Here is a 14,911-nt window from a genome sequence, read left to right as displayed (position 1 = left end):
GCTAGCGTCGTGCGCGCGTCTGATGCGCGCGACCTTGAAAACACGACGCTGAAGCCATCATGCGTGTTGCTGTCATTGCGGTGGGCCGGCTGAAGCAGGGCCCCGAACGGGAGCTTGCCGATCGCTATTTCGAGCGGTTCGCCGAGGCCGGCCGCAAGCTCGGATTTCGCGATCTCTCGATTTACGAACTTGCGGAGAGCCGGGCGCGCGACGCAGCAACGCGGATGGCTGAAGAGGCCGCGGCGATCTCGGCCCATATTCCGGAGAAGGCGGTCCTGGTGGCGCTGGACGAGCGCGGTCAGAATCTGGACTCCACCGTATTCGCACGGCATCTGGCGCGCTGGCGGGACGAAGGCGCCGGACATACTATCTTCGTGATCGGAGGGGCGGACGGACTTTCGCCCGAATTGCGCCGTAAGGCCAAGCTCGCGATCGCGTTCGGCTCTGCGACCTGGCCGCACCAAATGGTCCGCGTCATGCTTCTGGAACAGCTTTATCGGGCCGCCACCATTCTGGCCGGCCACCCCTATCACCGCGCGTGATGCGCGCCACAACGAGCACCTTTGCCGACGAGATGCGTGCGCCGATTCTCAACCTGCTGCTGATCACTGGCCTCGCAGGCACAAGCCTCGCGCACGCTCAGACGGCGACACCGCCGCAGACCGCGGCTGTCTCGCCCGATGTAATCAAGCAGCGCGAGCAGGAGCTCGAGGCCGCGCGCGCCAGGCAGAAGAGCGCGGAGGAAGCGCAGGCCAAGCTCAAGGCCGAGATCACCGCGCTCGGCCAGGACCGCACTCAACTCAATCAGCAGCTGATCGACACCGCCGCCAATGTGCGCACCGTCGAGACCAAGATCGACGAAGCCGAAGCCCGGCTGCGGACGCTGAACGGCCGCGAGCAACAGATGCGCGCCTCGCTCGATTCGCGCCGCGCCGACATCGTCGAAGTGCTGGCCGCCTTGCAGCGCGCCGGAAGGCGCACGCCACCCGCGCTGCTGGTGCGCCCCGAAGATGCGCTGCAGTCGCTGCGCACCGCGATGGTGCTGGGCGCCGTCGTGCCGGAGTTGCGCGGCCGCGCCGAGAAGATCGCCGGCGACCTCGGCGAGCTCGTCGCCCTGCGCAAGAACATCGCCACCGAACGCGACCAGCTCGCCCTCGACCGCGACCGGGTCCGCAACGACCAGAGCCGGCTCACTGCTTTGGTCGACGAGCGGCAGCGCCAGCAGGCGGCGCGGGAAAAGGACCTCGACGCCGAGAATTCGCGCGCGATCATGCTGTCAAAGCAGGTCGGCGATCTCCAGGGCCTGATCACCAAGATGGAGCAGGATCTGCAAAGCGCTGCCAAGGCCGCTGAGAAGGCGGCCGAGGCGGCAAAGCAGGCCGAGGCGAAGGCGGCCGCCAGCGCCAAGTCCGGCCCGGGCGCTTTCAAGGACCGGTCCCGGACCACGCCCGCGATGGCCTTCGCGTCGGCCAAGGGGCTCCTGCCTCTTCCGGTTAATGGTAACAAGATCAGGGACTTTGGTGGTTCCGACGGGATCGGCGGGGTCCAGAAGGGCATTTCACTGGCCACCAAACCCGGCTCTCAGGTCACAACGCCGTGTGACGGCTGGGTGGTCTATGCCGGCCCCTTCCGCAGCTATGGACAACTCTTGATCCTCAATGCCGGGGGCGGGTATCATGTCCTGATCGCCGGGATGGAGCGCATTTCGGTCAACATCGGACAGTTTGTGCTCACGGGGGAGCCGGTCGCGACCATGGGGTCGACCTCTCAGGTCGCCTCCATTCTCGCCACGAACGCGAGTCAACCTGTGCTGTATGTCGAGTTCCGTAAAGACGGCACTCCAATCGATCCAGGCCCATGGTGGGCCGCAAATGAAGGCGAGAAGGTTCGCGGATGATGCGCAAGACTTCAGTAATCCTCCTCAGCGCGGCCACCGGCGCGGCGCTGACGCTGTTCGTGACCCAGCCGCGCGCCGTGTTCATGGGCTCCAGCGCGCGAGCCGCCACCGCGGACACCTATCGCCAGCTCAATCTGTTCGGCGACGTCTTCGAGCGCGTGCGCTCCGACTATGTCGAGAAGCCCGACGACACCAAGCTGATCGAATCCGCAATCAGCGGCATGCTCACCGGCCTCGATCCGCATTCGAGCTACATGGACGCCAAGAGCTTCCGTGACATGCAGGTGCAGACCCGCGGCGAGTTCGGCGGCCTCGGCATCGAGGTCACGATGGAAGACGGCCTGATCAAGGTGGTCTCGCCGATCGACGACACACCGGCCTCACGCGCCGGCATCATGGCCAACGACATCATCACCAATCTCGACGACGAGGCGGTGCAGGGCCTGACCCTGAACCAGGCGGTCGAGAAGATGCGCGGTCCGGTCAACACCAAGATCAAGCTCAAGATCATCCGTAAGGGCCAGGACAATCCGCTCGACGTCACCTTGGTGCGCGACAACATCCGCGTCCGCTCGGTGCGCGCGCGCGTCGAAGCCGACGACATCGCCTATATCCGCATCACCACCTTCAACGAGCAGACCACCGAAGGCCTGAAGCGCGAGATCGGCAATCTCTCGAACCAGATCGGCGACAAGCTGAAGGGCTACATCATCGACCTCCGCAACAATCCGGGCGGCCTGCTGGAGGAAGCGGTCACCGTCTCCGACTCCTTCCTGGAGAAGGGCGAGATCGTGTCGACCCGCGGCCGCAATGCCGAGGAGACCCAGCGCCGTACCGCGCATGCGGGCGACCTCACCAAGGGCAAGCCGGTCATCGTGCTGGTCAATGGCGGCTCGGCCTCGGCCTCCGAGATCGTCGCCGGCGCGCTGCAGGACCACAGGCGGGCGACCATCGTCGGCACGCGCTCGTTCGGCAAGGGCTCGGTGCAGACCATCATTCCGCTCGGAAGCGGCAACGGCGCACTGCGGCTGACCACCGCGCGCTACTACACGCCGTCGGGCAAGTCGATCCAGGCCAAGGGCATCGTGCCCGACATCGAAGTGCTTCAGGACGTGCCGGACGAGCTGAAGTCCCGCACCGACACCAAGGGCGAGGCGTCGCTGCGCGGCCACCTCAAGAACGATGGCGACGAGAAGACCGGCTCGCAGTCCTACGTCCCGCCGGACGCCAAGGACGACAAGGCGCTCAAGCTTGCCGACGATTTGCTCCACGGCATCAAGAACAGCGCCTCGGCCGCGCCGACGCCGGGCGGCGACAAGGCCGCCGCCGACAAGCCCAAAGCGGCGAACTAGCATCGGCGCACACGAACTTCTTGCAAAGGGCGGCTGCAAAAGCCGCCCTTTTTGCTTGGAACTCCTGATGCCCCCGGCCGATCCCGGCCTGCCGCCGCTTGACCTCGGCGTGGTATCGTCGTTGCGAGTGATTCGGGATCGCGCATGACTGAAACGGCCGATGATCTGAGCGCCCCGCTCGGACAGGACAAGCCGCGCCGGAAACGCCGGCTGCGGCTGCCGTTTACGGCCATGCAGCTGCTTGCCGTCCTGCTTCTCCTGTTCCTGGTCACCTTTGCCGGCTTCGCCATCTTCAACAAGGATCCGCTCGGCGGCGAGCCGATAATGCGGATCGCGATCCGCGAGCCCAAGACATCGGACAAGACAACGGACAAGGCTATCGAAGAGAAGCCGGCCGCCGCGGGCCATGGTCAGGACAGCAAGCACGAGGCCAAGGAGACGCCGAAGCAGGCCGCTCGCAGTGAGCAGAAGACCGTCACCATGATCGACGGCTCCACCGGCGCACGCCATGACGTGGTGATCGGCGCTGGCGAGGCCACCGATAAGGGCGGGGCGGCTTCGGCACCGCCGCCTGTCATGGCCGGGATCGAACCAAAACTGCTGGAGAAGTCGCGCTACGGCATGATCCCGGTGGTCGCCGGGGACTTGAAGCCGTTCAACGTCTACGCGGCCGATGCCGACCGCGCCAAGGCCGCAAAGATGCCGGTGGTCGCCATCGTGATCGGCGGCCTCGGGGTTGGCGCCGCCAAGACCACCGATGCGATTATGAAGCTGCCGCCCGCGGTGACGCTGGCCTTCACACCCTATGGGTCCGACCCTGGCAAGCTTGCCGAGCGGGCCCGCGCCCAGCGCCACGAGGTCTTCCTTCAGATCCCGATGGAGCCCTATGACTTCCCCGACAACGATCCCGGGCCGCAAACATTGCTGACCTCGCTCAGCACCGACCAGAACATGGACCGCCTGTACTGGCACCTCAGCCGGATGCAAGGCTATGCCGGCCTCACCAATTTCATGGGCGCTCGCTTCATCGCGTCCGAGCCGGCGATGCAGCCGATCATCCGCGAGGCGGCCAAGCGCGGGCTCGGCTTCTTCGACGACGGCTCCTCACCCCGCAGTATCGCGTCCCAGGCAGCGGCCAACCAGGCGATGCCGTTCGGCAAGGGCGACATCGCGATCGACGTGGTGCCGACGCCGACCGAGATCGACCGCGCCCTGAACAAGCTCGAAGCGACGGCGCGCGAGCGCGGCGCCGCCGTCGGCACTGCCTCGGCTCTGCCCGTCTCGATCGAGCGCATCGGCGTCTGGACCAAGACATTGGGCGACCGGGGTATCCTTTTGGTGCCATTGACAACCGCGATGCTGAAATCAAAATCCAGCTAAATCAACGAATTGGTACGGCACGGGTGCCCGGCGGGGCCGCATCAGGTCCTACCGACAACAGCATGCGAGAGGTCTGGCGGAATGGCGCGTTACGAGGATCTGCCCTACCGGACCTGCGTCGGTGTGATGCTGATCAACACGAAGGGGCTGGTGTTCATCGGCCGCCGCGCCGGCGGCATCGAGCATGTCGATGACACCCATGTCTGGCAGATGCCGCAGGGCGGCGTCGATCCCGGCGAGGACACCTGGGAAGCCGCCAAGCGCGAGCTCTATGAAGAGACCAGCGTGCGCTCGGTCGAGCGGCTCGGCGAGGTGCCGGACTGGCTGACCTACGATATTCCGCGCACGGTGGCCGGGCGCACCTGGAAGGGCCGCTACCGCGGCCAGCGCCAAAAATGGTTCGCGGTGCGCTTCACCGGCAAGGACAGCGAGATCAATGTCGAAAAGCCCGGCGGCGGCGGCCACAAGGCCGAGTTCGTGAGCTGGCGCTGGGAGCCGATGAAGAACCTCCCGGGATTGATCATCCCGTTCAAGCGTCCGGTCTATGAACGCGTGGTGAAGGAATTTTCCGCGCTGGCGGATCAATAATTCGAGTTGCCGTTCCAGGTTCGGTGCTAATCCATCGCGCGGAGTGACAGCGAAAGATGCACGCGTGACGGAAAAGCCCTACCGCCCCAATGTGGGCATCGCCCTGTTCAACGCCGATGGCCGCGTGCTGATCGGCCACCGCTTCAAGGGCGACGGGCCCGAGATCATCCTGCCGGGACTCGACTGGCAGATGCCGCAGGGTGGCGTCGATGAGGGCGAGAATCTGCGCGATGCGGCGATGCGCGAGCTCTGGGAGGAGACCAACGTCGTCAGCGCCGACTATCTCGGCGAGACCGACTGGTTCACCTACGAATTCCCGCCCTACGACGGACCGCAGACGCACCGGCTGGCGAAATTCCGTGGCCAGCGCCAAAAATGGTTCGCGCTGCGCTTCACCGGGCGTGACGACGAGATCGATCCGCTGACGCCGCGCAACGGCCAACCGGCGGAATTCGACGCCTGGCGCTGGGAGCGCCTCGACCACGTCGCCGACCTCGTGGTCCCGTTCCGCCGCGACGTCTACCGCGCCGTGGCACGGCAGTTTGCGGGGTTCGGAAACTAAAACTGCGAAAACAACCCCATGCACAGTAGCCGAGCACCTTCGGCGCGATGCACTGTGGTTAGTGTGAAGCCTTTGAAGTGTCGGGTAGAATCGGCGGCAAAGCGCAATCGAATGGTGAAGGTGCCGACATCGGCGCCATCGCCGCGTGGCACTCGGCGGCGTCATCGGTGCCTTCGCGATTTGCGTCGGCATTGGGCCAGCTAAACTAGGCGCGCACGGCGCGGTGCAGCAAAGCTTCAGCGCCCGCCACGGTGTGACGAGCGCTGAATCTGTTCACGAATTCTAGGCTTGAGCCCCGGAGCGGTGCCCCGGGGCTTAGTGCATAGCCGTGGAGTTGAGCTGGTGCTGGATGCTCTTGAAGTGGTCCAGCCGCTCGATGGCGTGATCGAGCTCGCTGCCTTCGTGCTCCTTCAGATTCTCTTCCATCTCCGCGATCGTCTCGGCGAACTGCGCACGATCGAGCTCGGCCAGCGACGTCGCGACGTCGGCGAGCACGGTCAGGCCCCTTTCGGAGACTTCGGCAAGGCCACCGAGCACGATGACCTTCTCGTGCCTGCCGCCCGTGGTCACGGTGAGAATGCCGGGGCGGATCGCAGCGACGACCGGCGCATGTCCCGCCAGCACGCCGAAGTCACCCTCGACGCCGGGGATGTCGACCTGGTCGACCTCGCCCGAGAAGGCGAGCTTTTCCGGAGAGACGAGATCGAAGTGAAAGGTGGCCATGAGCTATCCGTTTTTTCCGCTTGTCACCCGCGGGCTTGGCCCGCGGGTCCATCCATCAAAACGCTCTCGATGGATCGCCGGGTCAAGCCCGGCGATGACGAGATGAGAATGCTTAAGCCGCTTCAGCGGCGAGCTTCTTGCCCTTCTCGACGGCTTCTTCGATGGTGCCGACCATGTAGAAGGCAGCTTCCGGCAGGTGGTCGTACTTGCCTTCGACCAGGCCCTTGAAGCCCTTGATGGTGTCGGCGAGGTCGACGAACTTGCCCGGCGAACCCGTGAAGATTTCGGCGACGTGGAACGGCTGCGACAGGAAGCGCTCGATCTTGCGGGCGCGGGCCACCGTCAGCTTGTCCTCTTCCGAGAGCTCGTCCATGCCGAGAATGGCGATGATGTCCTGCAGCGACTTGTAGCGCTGGAGCACCTGCTGGACCTGGCGCGCGGTGTCGTAGTGCTCCTGACCGACGACGAGCGGCGAGAGCATGCGCGAGGTCGAGTCGAGCGGATCCACCGCGGGGTAGATGCCCTTTTCCGAGATCGCGCGCGAAAGCACGGTGGTGGCGTCCAAATGCGCGAACGAGGTCGCAGGCGCCGGGTCGGTCAAGTCATCGGCCGGCACGTAGATGGCCTGCACCGAGGTGATCGAGCCCTTCTGCGTGGTGGTGATGCGCTCCTGCAGCGCGCCCATATCGGTGGCGAGCGTCGGCTGATAACCCACCGCCGAAGGAATACGGCCGAGCAGCGCCGACACTTCCGAGCCGGCTTGCGTAAAGCGGAAGATGTTGTCGACGAAGAACAGCACGTCCTGGCCCTGGTCGCGGAAGTGCTCAGCGACAGTCAGACCGGTGAGGCCGACGCGGGCGCGGGCGCCCGGCGGCTCGTTCATCTGGCCGAACACCAGCGCGCATTTCGACTTCACGCTCGGATCCGGATTGTGCGGATCGGCGTTGACCTTGGATTCGATGAACTCGTGATAGAGGTCGTTGCCCTCGCGGGTCCGCTCGCCGACGCCGGCGAACACGGAGTAACCGCCGTGCGCCTTGGCGACGTTGTTGATCAGCTCCTGAATCAGCACGGTCTTGCCGACGCCGGCGCCGCCGAACAGCCCGATCTTGCCGCCCTTCGCATACGGGGCCAAGAGATCGACGACCTTGATGCCGGTGACGAGAATTTCAGCTTCGGTCGACTGATCGGTGTAGGTCGGCGCTTCCTGGTGGATGGCGCGCTTGCCTTCCGACTGGATCGGGCCGGCTTCGTCGATCGGCTCGCCGATCACGTTCATGATGCGCCCGAGCGTGCCGGCGCCCACCGGAACCGCGATCGGCTGGCCGGTGTCGGTCACTTCCTGGCCGCGCACCAGACCTTCGGTCACGTCCATCGCGATCGTGCGCACGGTGGACTCGCCGAGATGCTGCGCAACTTCGAGTACCAGACGGATATTGCCGTTCTTGGTTTCCAGCGAATTGAGAATGGCCGGGAGGTGGCCTTCGAACTGAACGTCGACGACGGCGCCCATGACCTGGGTGACGCGACCGACCGGGTTAGCTGCTGTAGCCATGAAGCTCTCCTTCGAAATTCTGTACTTGAACGACCGTCGTTTAATTGGTGCGTCAGAGCGCCTCGGCGCCGGAGATGATCTCGATCAGCTCCTTGGTGATCTGGGCTTGACGGGTTCGGTTGTAGATCTGGGTTTGCTTGCGGATCATTTCACCGGCGTTGCGGGTGGCGTTGTCCATCGAACTCATCTGCGCGCCGTAGAACGAGGCATTGTTTTCGAGCAGCGCGCGGAAGATCTGCACCGCGATATTGCGCGGCAATAGGCGGGGGAGGAGTTCGTCCTCCTCCGGCTCGTATTCGTAGGATGTCGCCGGCGCGTTCGCCGCCTTTTCTTCCACGGTCAGCGGAATGATCTGCTGGGCGGTCGGGATCTGCGCGATCACCGAACGGAAGCGCGCGTAGAACAGCGTGCAGACGTCGAACTCGCCGTTGTCGAAACGCGCCAGAACCTTCTTGGCGATGTCCTCGGCATTGATGAAGCCGAGCTGGCGGACGCTGCGCAGATCCATGTGCTCGACGATCTGCTTGTCGAACAGGCGGCGGAGCTGCTCATAGCCCTTGCGGCCGACGCAGAAGAATTTCACTTCCTTGCCTTGCGCGATCAACGCCTGCGCGCGCTCGCGCGCCAGGCGCACGATCGAGGAGTTGAAGGCGCCGGACAGGCCGCGCTCGCCGGTGCAGACGAGCAGCAGGTGAACCTGGTCCTTGCCGGTGCCGGCCAGCAATGCCGGCGCGCCGGGCGAGCCCGCGGCGGCGCTGGCGATGTTAGCGATCACCGCGCTCATCTTGTCGGCGTAGGGCCGTGCCGCTTCGGCCGCTTGCTGGGCGCGGCGCAATCTCGACGCCGCGACCATCTGCATGGCCTTGGTGATCTTTTGCGTCGCCTTGGTGGAGGCGATGCGGACGCGCATGTCTTTAAGTGACGCCATTCTTCGTTCACCCCGGCGGTTCGACCCTTACGATCAAGCCGCTAGCCTATCCCAATCGTCATGCCCGGGCTTGTCCCGGGCATCCACGTCTTCATAAGCCACGCGAAGGCGTGGATTGGCCGGGACTTTAGATGCGAAGACGCGCTTCGCGCCTTCCCCGCCCTGACGGCCTTCTTATGCGAAAGACTTCGCGTAGCCCTCGACCACCGACTTCAGCTTGGCAGCGGTGTCGTCGGAGAGATCGCGGCTGTCGCGGATCGTGTTGAGGATGTCGACGTGCTTGCCGCGCAGCAGCGAGAGCAGGCCGTCCTCGAACGCGCGCACCTTGTTGAGCGGCAGCGGATCGAGATAGCCGTTGGTACCGGCCCAGATCACGCAGACCTGCTCTTCCATCTTCAGCGGCGAGAACTGCGGCTGCTTCAGGAGCTCGGTGAGACGCGAGCCGCGGTTGAGCAGGCGCTGGGTCGAGGCGTCGAGGTCGGAGCCGAACTGCGCGAACGCCGCCATTTCGCGGTACTGCGCGAGCTCGCCCTTGATCTTGCCCGCAACCTTCTTGGTGGCCTTGGTCTGCGCCGAGGAGCCGACGCGCGACACCGACAGACCGACGTTCACCGCAGGACGGATGCCCTGGAAGAACAGGTCGGTTTCCAGGAAGATCTGGCCGTCAGTGATCGAGATGACGTTGGTCGGAATGTAGGCCGACACGTCGTTGGCCTGGGTTTCGATGACCGGCAGCGCGGTCAGCGAGCCCGAGCCCTGGTCCTTGTTCAGCTTCGCCGCGCGCTCGAGCAGGCGGGAGTGCAGATAGAACACGTCACCCGGATAGGCTTCGCGGCCCGGCGGGCGGCGCAGCAGCAGCGACATCTGGCGGTAGGCGACGGCCTGCTTGGACAGATCGTCATAGATGATGACCGCGTGCATGCCGTTGTCGCGGAAGTACTCGCCCATGGTGCAGCCGGTGAACGGCGCGATGTACTGCATCGGTGCCGGATCCGAGGCGGTGGCGGCGACGACGATCGAGTATTCGAGCGCGCCCTGCTCTTCCAGCACCTTCACGAACTGGGCAACGGTCGAACGCTTCTGGCCGACCGCGACGTAGACGCAGTACAGCTTGATGTTCTCGTCCGGCTGCGCGTTGAGCGGCTTCTGGTTCAGGATGGTGTCGAGCGCGATCGCGGTCTTGCCGGTCTGGCGGTCGCCGATGATCAGCTCGCGCTGGCCGCGGCCGATCGGGATCAGGGCATCGATCGCCTTGAGGCCGGTCGCCATCGGTTCGTTCACCGACTTGCGCGGAATGATGCCGGGCGCCTTGACGTCGACACGCATGCGCTTGTCGGCCTGGATCGGGCCCTTGCCGTCGATGGGATTGCCGAGCGCGTCGACGACGCGACCGAGCAGGCCCTTGCCGACCGGCGCGTCCACGATGGCGCGGGTGCGCTTGACGGTCTGGCCTTCCTTGATCTCGCGGTCGGCACCGAAAATAACGACACCAACGTTGTCGGTCTCCAGATTCAGCGCCATGCCGCGGGTGCCGTTCTCGAACTCGACCATTTCACCGGCCTGGACGTTGTCCAGACCGTAGACGCGGGCGATACCGTCGCCGACGGACAGCACCTGTCCGACTTCGGAGACTTCAGCTTCCTGGCCGAAATTCTTGATCTGGTCCTTGAGGATCGCGGAAATTTCCGCGGCGCGGATGTCCATCAGCCTGCCTCTTTCATCGCGTGCTTGATCGAATTGAGTTTGGTGCGAAGCGAACTATCAACCATGCGGCTGCCCAGCTTGACGACAAGGCCACCGATGATCGAGGGATCGACTTTCACGTTCAGCGCGACGTCCTTGCCGGTCACCGACTTCAGGGCAACCTTGAGGGCGTCGAGATTCTTGCCCGAGAGCGTTTCCGCGACGGTGACATCGGCCGTCGTCTCGCCCTTGAACTTGGCGACGAGGGCGCGGTAGGCGCGGATGACGTCCGACACCGCGAACAGGCGGCGGTTGGCGGTCAGCACCTTCAGGAAATTGGCGGAGATGCCGGCGATGCCGGCCTTGGTCAGGACGGCCGACAAGGCCCTGGACTGGGTGTCAGCCGCGAACACCGGGCTGCGGACGAGGCGATTGAGATCGGCGCTCTCGGTCAGCAGGGCCTCGAATCTCTCAAGATCGGCTTTGACTTCGTCGACCACTTTCTGGTCGCGGGCCAGTTCGAACAAGGCCGTTGCATAACGGCCGGACACACCGGAAACGGACGTATCTTCTGCAGCCACAGACGCGCTCTTTTTGCTGTCAAACTCGCAAGGGAAAAACCGTCGCCACGAAGCGGCGCCTAGCGATCCAAGCCCTTGGAATTCAAGCGGGACTTCGATTTTTCGACCAGCACGGGAGGTGCCGGGCTCGTTAAAATCGCGGCTTTGCTAACATAGCAGGCGCGCAGGTGCAACATGACGCCAAATTAAAGGCATGAGGATCTGTCGCCAGTTCGTCGCACGCCACGACGACGTGACGATGAGCTCCCGCATCACGGAATTGCCGTGAGCCTCGCGACGGCTCGGCACCTGTTCGTTCCTTGCCCTCAGCGCATACCCGCCATGAACACGGATCGCCGAGGCGTGAATCCCGCCGCGTCAGTTCCATTCGTCGAATACTTACCCAATTCTAAACGCTGGCGGAAATGACTTCATTTTACAGTATTCCCAAGTAATCGATTAGTTAATGAATTGTTAAAACAAAGGATTGCGGAACATCAACCGAATATCGGCACAGGTAACAAGATGTTTCATGACGACACAGAGCGGATTTACTGCCCAATTCACGCCGCATTGCGAAAGGAAACGCCATACCGCTCACAAACTGATGGGGGCTCCACTAGCCACATATGTGGCAATACTAGCTTAGGGACCACTAAATGCTGTCTTTGAAGACGCTGGGCTTTGCGACCCGGCCGCGCACGGCGATCGCATTCGTTGCCGCAACTCTCTTCATCGGTGGAACTGCCACCGAGGCTTCCGCCAAATCCAGACATCACCGGCATCACCATCATCATCACCGCCACCACGCTCAGAACGATACCAACGCGAGCTCCGATTGGCGCAACGCCAATGCGTCGATGACGCCGTCGTCGGGCACGGGCCGCAGCTTCTCCGGCATCGCCTCCTATTATGGCAACGAATCCGGCAGCAAGACTGCTTCGGGCCAGCGCTTCAACCAGAACGCCATGACCGCCGCGCACCGTTCGCTGCCGTTCGGCACCAAGCTGCGCGTCACCCATGGCGGGCAGAGCGTCATCGTCACCATCAATGACCGCGGCCCGTTCATTCGTGGCCGCGTGCTCGACCTCTCCACCGGCGCTGCCCGCGCCATCGGCCTGACCGGCGCCGGCGTCGGCCGCGTCACCGCGGAAGTCGTCTCCTAACGCGCGCTCCAAGCGCCTCATCTCAGCCGCGCAGTTTTCATCAGTTTGATGCGCGCGTGAAGCAAGCCCGCGGTCTTGGGGGACCGCGGGCCTTTTTGTTCTTCCGTCATTGCGAGCGCAGCGAAGCAATCCAGACTGCCTCCGCGGAAAGATTCTGGATTGCTTCGTCGCTTCGCTCCTCGCAATGACGGGGAGAGAGTGCGCACAGCCCCTACAAAAAGCTCTGCGGATCGACGTCGACCTCGAGCTTGAGATTGCCCGTCGGCTTCGGGCACACGGCGAGCCAGTTCCGCAGATAATCCGACAGATCGAAGCCGCGCGCCGATTTCACCAGGATGCGGAAGCGGTAGCGGCCCTTGATGACCGCGAGCGGTGCTTCCGCCGGCCCCAGCACCACCACGCGCTCGTCTCGTGGCGCCAGCGCAACCAGGCGGCGGCCAAAGCCTTCCGCGCTCGGCCGGTCGCCTGCTGAGACGATCAGGCTGGCGAGCCGGCCGAACGGCGGATAGAGCGTCTTCTCGCGCAGGTCGATCTCGCTGTCGTAAAAGGCCTCGCGGTCGCAGGCGATCAGGGCCTTCATCACGGGATGATCGGGCTGGTGGGTCTGGAGATAGCCGACGCCGCGGCCCTGCTCGCGTCCGGCGCGGCCTATCACCTGGTTGAGCAATTGCCAGGTGCGCTCTGCCGCGCGCGGGTCGCCGTTGGAGAGGCCGAGATCCGCATCGACCACGCCGACCAGATTGAGCCGCGGGAAATTGTGACCCTTCGCGACGAGCTGCGTGCCGATGATGATGTCGACGCGGCCCTCCGCGATCTCGGCAAGCTCGCTGCGCATCGTCTCGATCGAGGTGATGAGATCGCTCGACAGCACCATGGTGCGCGCGTCCGGGAACAGCGCGGCCGCCTCCTCCTGCAAGCGCTCGACACCTGGGCCGACGGCGACCAGCGATTCCTCCGCAGAGCAGTTCGGGCAGACGTGCGGGCGCGGCATCGAGAAGCCGCAGTGATGACAGACGAGGCGCTGACGAAAGCGGTGATCGACCAACCAGGCATCGCAGATGGTGCAGGCGAAGCGATGGCCGCAGGAACGGCACAGCGTCAGCGGCGCATAGCCGCGGCGATTGAGGAACAAGAGCGCCTGCTCGCGCCGCTCGATCGCGGTCTTGATCTCGCCCGCAAGCCGGGGCGAGATGAAGCGGCCGCGCGCCGGCGGCTCGCGGCGGAGATCGATCGCCTCGATATGCGGCATGTGCTGGCCGCCGAAGCGCGAGGGCAGCGCGATGCGCTGATAGCGGTTCTTGCGCGCATTGACCTCGGACTCGACCGAGGGCGTCGCGGAGGCCAGCACGACCGGTATTTTGGCGATATGCGCGCGCACCACCGCCATGTCGCGGGCGTGGTAATGCACGCCATCGTCCTGCTTGTAAGCCTGGTCGTGCTCTTCGTCGACGACGATGAGGCCGAGATTGGCATAAGGCAGGAACAGCGCCGAGCGCGCGCCGACCACGACCGGCGCGCTGCCCGCGGAGATCGCCGCCCAATTGCGCGCACGGGTGCGCGGCGTCAGCTCCGAATGCCACTCCAGCGGCCGAACGCCAAAGCGCTGCGCGAACCGGTCGAGGAACTGGCCGGTGAGCGCAATCTCCGGCATCAGGATCAGCGACTGTTTTCCGCGACGAATGGCTTCCGCCACGGCTTCGAAATAAACCTCGGTCTTGCCCGAGCCGGTGACGCCGTCGAGCAGCGCGACGTGGAAAGTGCCGTTGGCCGCGAGCGCGCGCATCGTATCGACCGCCGCGCGTTGGAGCGGTGTGAAATCCGGCCGGCCAAAATCCGGATCGGGTGCCGGCGGCGGCGGAGGCGGCGGCATCGGTTCGACCGTGAGCGTGCCTTCGTCGACGAGGCCGTCGATCACGCCGGCCGAGACGCCCGCTTCCTTGGCGGCCTCGGACTTGCCGTGCAGCAGCCGGTCCGACAGCACCGCGATCAGGCGCTGCCGCGCCGGCGTCAGGCGCTTCGGCGGATCGCCAACCAGCCGCACGCCGGCGCGCATCCGTTCAGGGCCGAGATTTTCGCCCATGCGCAGGCACATGCGCAGCACCATGCCGCGCGGGCTCAGCGTGTAATTGGCGACCCAATCGACGACCGCGCGCAGCTCGCCCTTCAAAGGCGGGATGTCGAGCTTCTCGCTGACGTCCTTGAGACGGTTATGCAGGCGCGGATCGGGATTGGCGTTTTCGGCCCAGACCACGGCCAGTACCTCGCGCGCCCCGAGCGGCACGCCGACGAGATCGCCGGCCTTCAGCTCCATCCCGCGCGGCAACTTGTAGGAATAGGTCTGGTCGAGCGCGACCGGCACCAGCACGTCGACCATGCGGGTCGCGGTGGCGGGGGCGGACGTGCTGCGCGACGAATGATCCATGAACTGGCTTGGAGGGAGAATCGGAACCTTAGGACGCCTCAAGGCTAGCGCCCTGGGGCGGCCTTAGCGAACGATAAACGGGTGTGATGCGATAT

At 64.7% G+C, this 14,911-nt stretch carries 13 protein-coding genes; 7 read left to right on the top strand and 6 right to left on the bottom strand.

The window, feature by feature from the left end:
• Positions 1–59: 59 nt before the first annotated feature.
• From rlmH to IVA78_RS29075, 6 genes are all read left to right on the top strand, one after another.
• Positions 60–542, top strand: coding sequence for a 23S rRNA (pseudouridine(1915)-N(3))-methyltransferase RlmH (gene rlmH / locus IVA78_RS29100; protein WP_247281223.1), 483 nt, complete (start codon positions 60–62; stop codon positions 540–542).
• Positions 543–574: 32 nt separating this feature from the next.
• Positions 575–1,897 carry a peptidoglycan DD-metalloendopeptidase family protein gene (locus IVA78_RS29095; RefSeq protein ID WP_247469008.1) on the top strand — a complete coding sequence of 441 codons (1,323 nt, stop codon included), beginning with the start codon at positions 575–577 and terminating at the stop codon, positions 1,895–1,897.
• The gene (locus tag IVA78_RS29090) at positions 1,894–3,249 is read left to right on the top strand and encodes a S41 family peptidase (RefSeq protein ID WP_247468974.1); all 1,356 of its coding nucleotides are present in this window, start codon (positions 1,894–1,896) and stop codon (positions 3,247–3,249) included. Before IVA78_RS29095 ends, IVA78_RS29090 begins: the two co-directional genes overlap by 4 nt.
• A 144-nt stretch (positions 3,250–3,393) precedes the next feature.
• Positions 3,394–4,629, top strand: coding sequence for a divergent polysaccharide deacetylase family protein (locus tag IVA78_RS29085; protein WP_247468971.1), 1,236 nt, complete (start codon positions 3,394–3,396; stop codon positions 4,627–4,629).
• Between the two features lie 81 nt (positions 4,630–4,710).
• Positions 4,711–5,217 carry an RNA pyrophosphohydrolase gene (locus IVA78_RS29080; protein WP_247468969.1) on the top strand — a complete coding sequence of 169 codons (507 nt, stop codon included), beginning with the start codon at positions 4,711–4,713 and terminating at the stop codon, positions 5,215–5,217.
• Between the two features lie 64 nt (positions 5,218–5,281).
• Positions 5,282–5,779, top strand: a complete 498-nt coding sequence (locus IVA78_RS29075) for an RNA pyrophosphohydrolase (protein WP_247468967.1) — start codon at positions 5,282–5,284, stop codon at positions 5,777–5,779.
• A 315-nt stretch (positions 5,780–6,094) separates the two neighbouring features.
• Here IVA78_RS29075 and IVA78_RS29070 read toward each other — a convergent pair whose 3' ends face one another.
• The 5 genes from IVA78_RS29070 to IVA78_RS29050 all read right to left on the bottom strand — a co-directional run bounded on the left by IVA78_RS29070 (position 6,095) and on the right by IVA78_RS29050 (position 11,249).
• Positions 6,095–6,502: a F0F1 ATP synthase subunit epsilon gene (locus IVA78_RS29070; RefSeq protein WP_247281228.1), complete on the bottom strand. Its 408-nt coding sequence runs from the start codon at positions 6,500–6,502 to the stop codon at positions 6,095–6,097.
• A gap of 112 nt (positions 6,503–6,614) precedes the next feature.
• Entirely contained in the window at positions 6,615–8,057 is a 1,443-nt protein-coding gene (gene atpD, locus IVA78_RS29065) for a F0F1 ATP synthase subunit beta (protein WP_247281229.1), read from the bottom strand.
• Between the two features lie 52 nt (positions 8,058–8,109).
• Positions 8,110–8,985 carry a F0F1 ATP synthase subunit gamma gene (locus tag IVA78_RS29060; protein ID WP_247468965.1) on the bottom strand — a complete coding sequence of 292 codons (876 nt, stop codon included), beginning with the start codon at positions 8,983–8,985 and terminating at the stop codon, positions 8,110–8,112.
• Between the two features lie 174 nt (positions 8,986–9,159).
• Positions 9,160–10,689 carry a F0F1 ATP synthase subunit alpha gene (gene atpA, locus IVA78_RS29055; protein ID WP_247300026.1) on the bottom strand — a complete coding sequence of 510 codons (1,530 nt, stop codon included), beginning with the start codon at positions 10,687–10,689 and terminating at the stop codon, positions 9,160–9,162.
• Positions 10,689–11,249: a F0F1 ATP synthase subunit delta gene (locus IVA78_RS29050; RefSeq protein WP_247468963.1), complete on the bottom strand. Its 561-nt coding sequence runs from the start codon at positions 11,247–11,249 to the stop codon at positions 10,689–10,691. The genes atpA and IVA78_RS29050 overlap by 1 nt, the downstream gene beginning before the upstream one ends.
• Positions 11,250–11,887: 638 nt before the next feature.
• Here IVA78_RS29050 and IVA78_RS29045 point away from each other — a divergent pair.
• Positions 11,888–12,394 (top strand): septal ring lytic transglycosylase RlpA family protein, encoded by a 507-nt coding sequence (locus IVA78_RS29045; RefSeq protein ID WP_247281233.1) that lies wholly within the window; start codon positions 11,888–11,890, stop codon positions 12,392–12,394.
• A gap of 211 nt (positions 12,395–12,605) precedes the next feature.
• On the opposite strand, the gene IVA78_RS29040 is transcribed toward IVA78_RS29045, so the two are convergent.
• Positions 12,606–14,816: a primosomal protein N' gene (locus IVA78_RS29040; protein WP_247468961.1), complete on the bottom strand. Its 2,211-nt coding sequence runs from the start codon at positions 14,814–14,816 to the stop codon at positions 12,606–12,608.
• Positions 14,817–14,911: the final 95 nt, after the last annotated feature.

The organism is Bradyrhizobium sp. 137, from assembly GCF_023074095.1.
Taxonomy (GTDB): Bacteria; Pseudomonadota; Alphaproteobacteria; order Rhizobiales; family Xanthobacteraceae; genus Bradyrhizobium.
The sequence above is the reverse complement of the archived record's forward strand: the minus strand, read 5'-3'. Positions and strand labels throughout refer to the sequence as shown.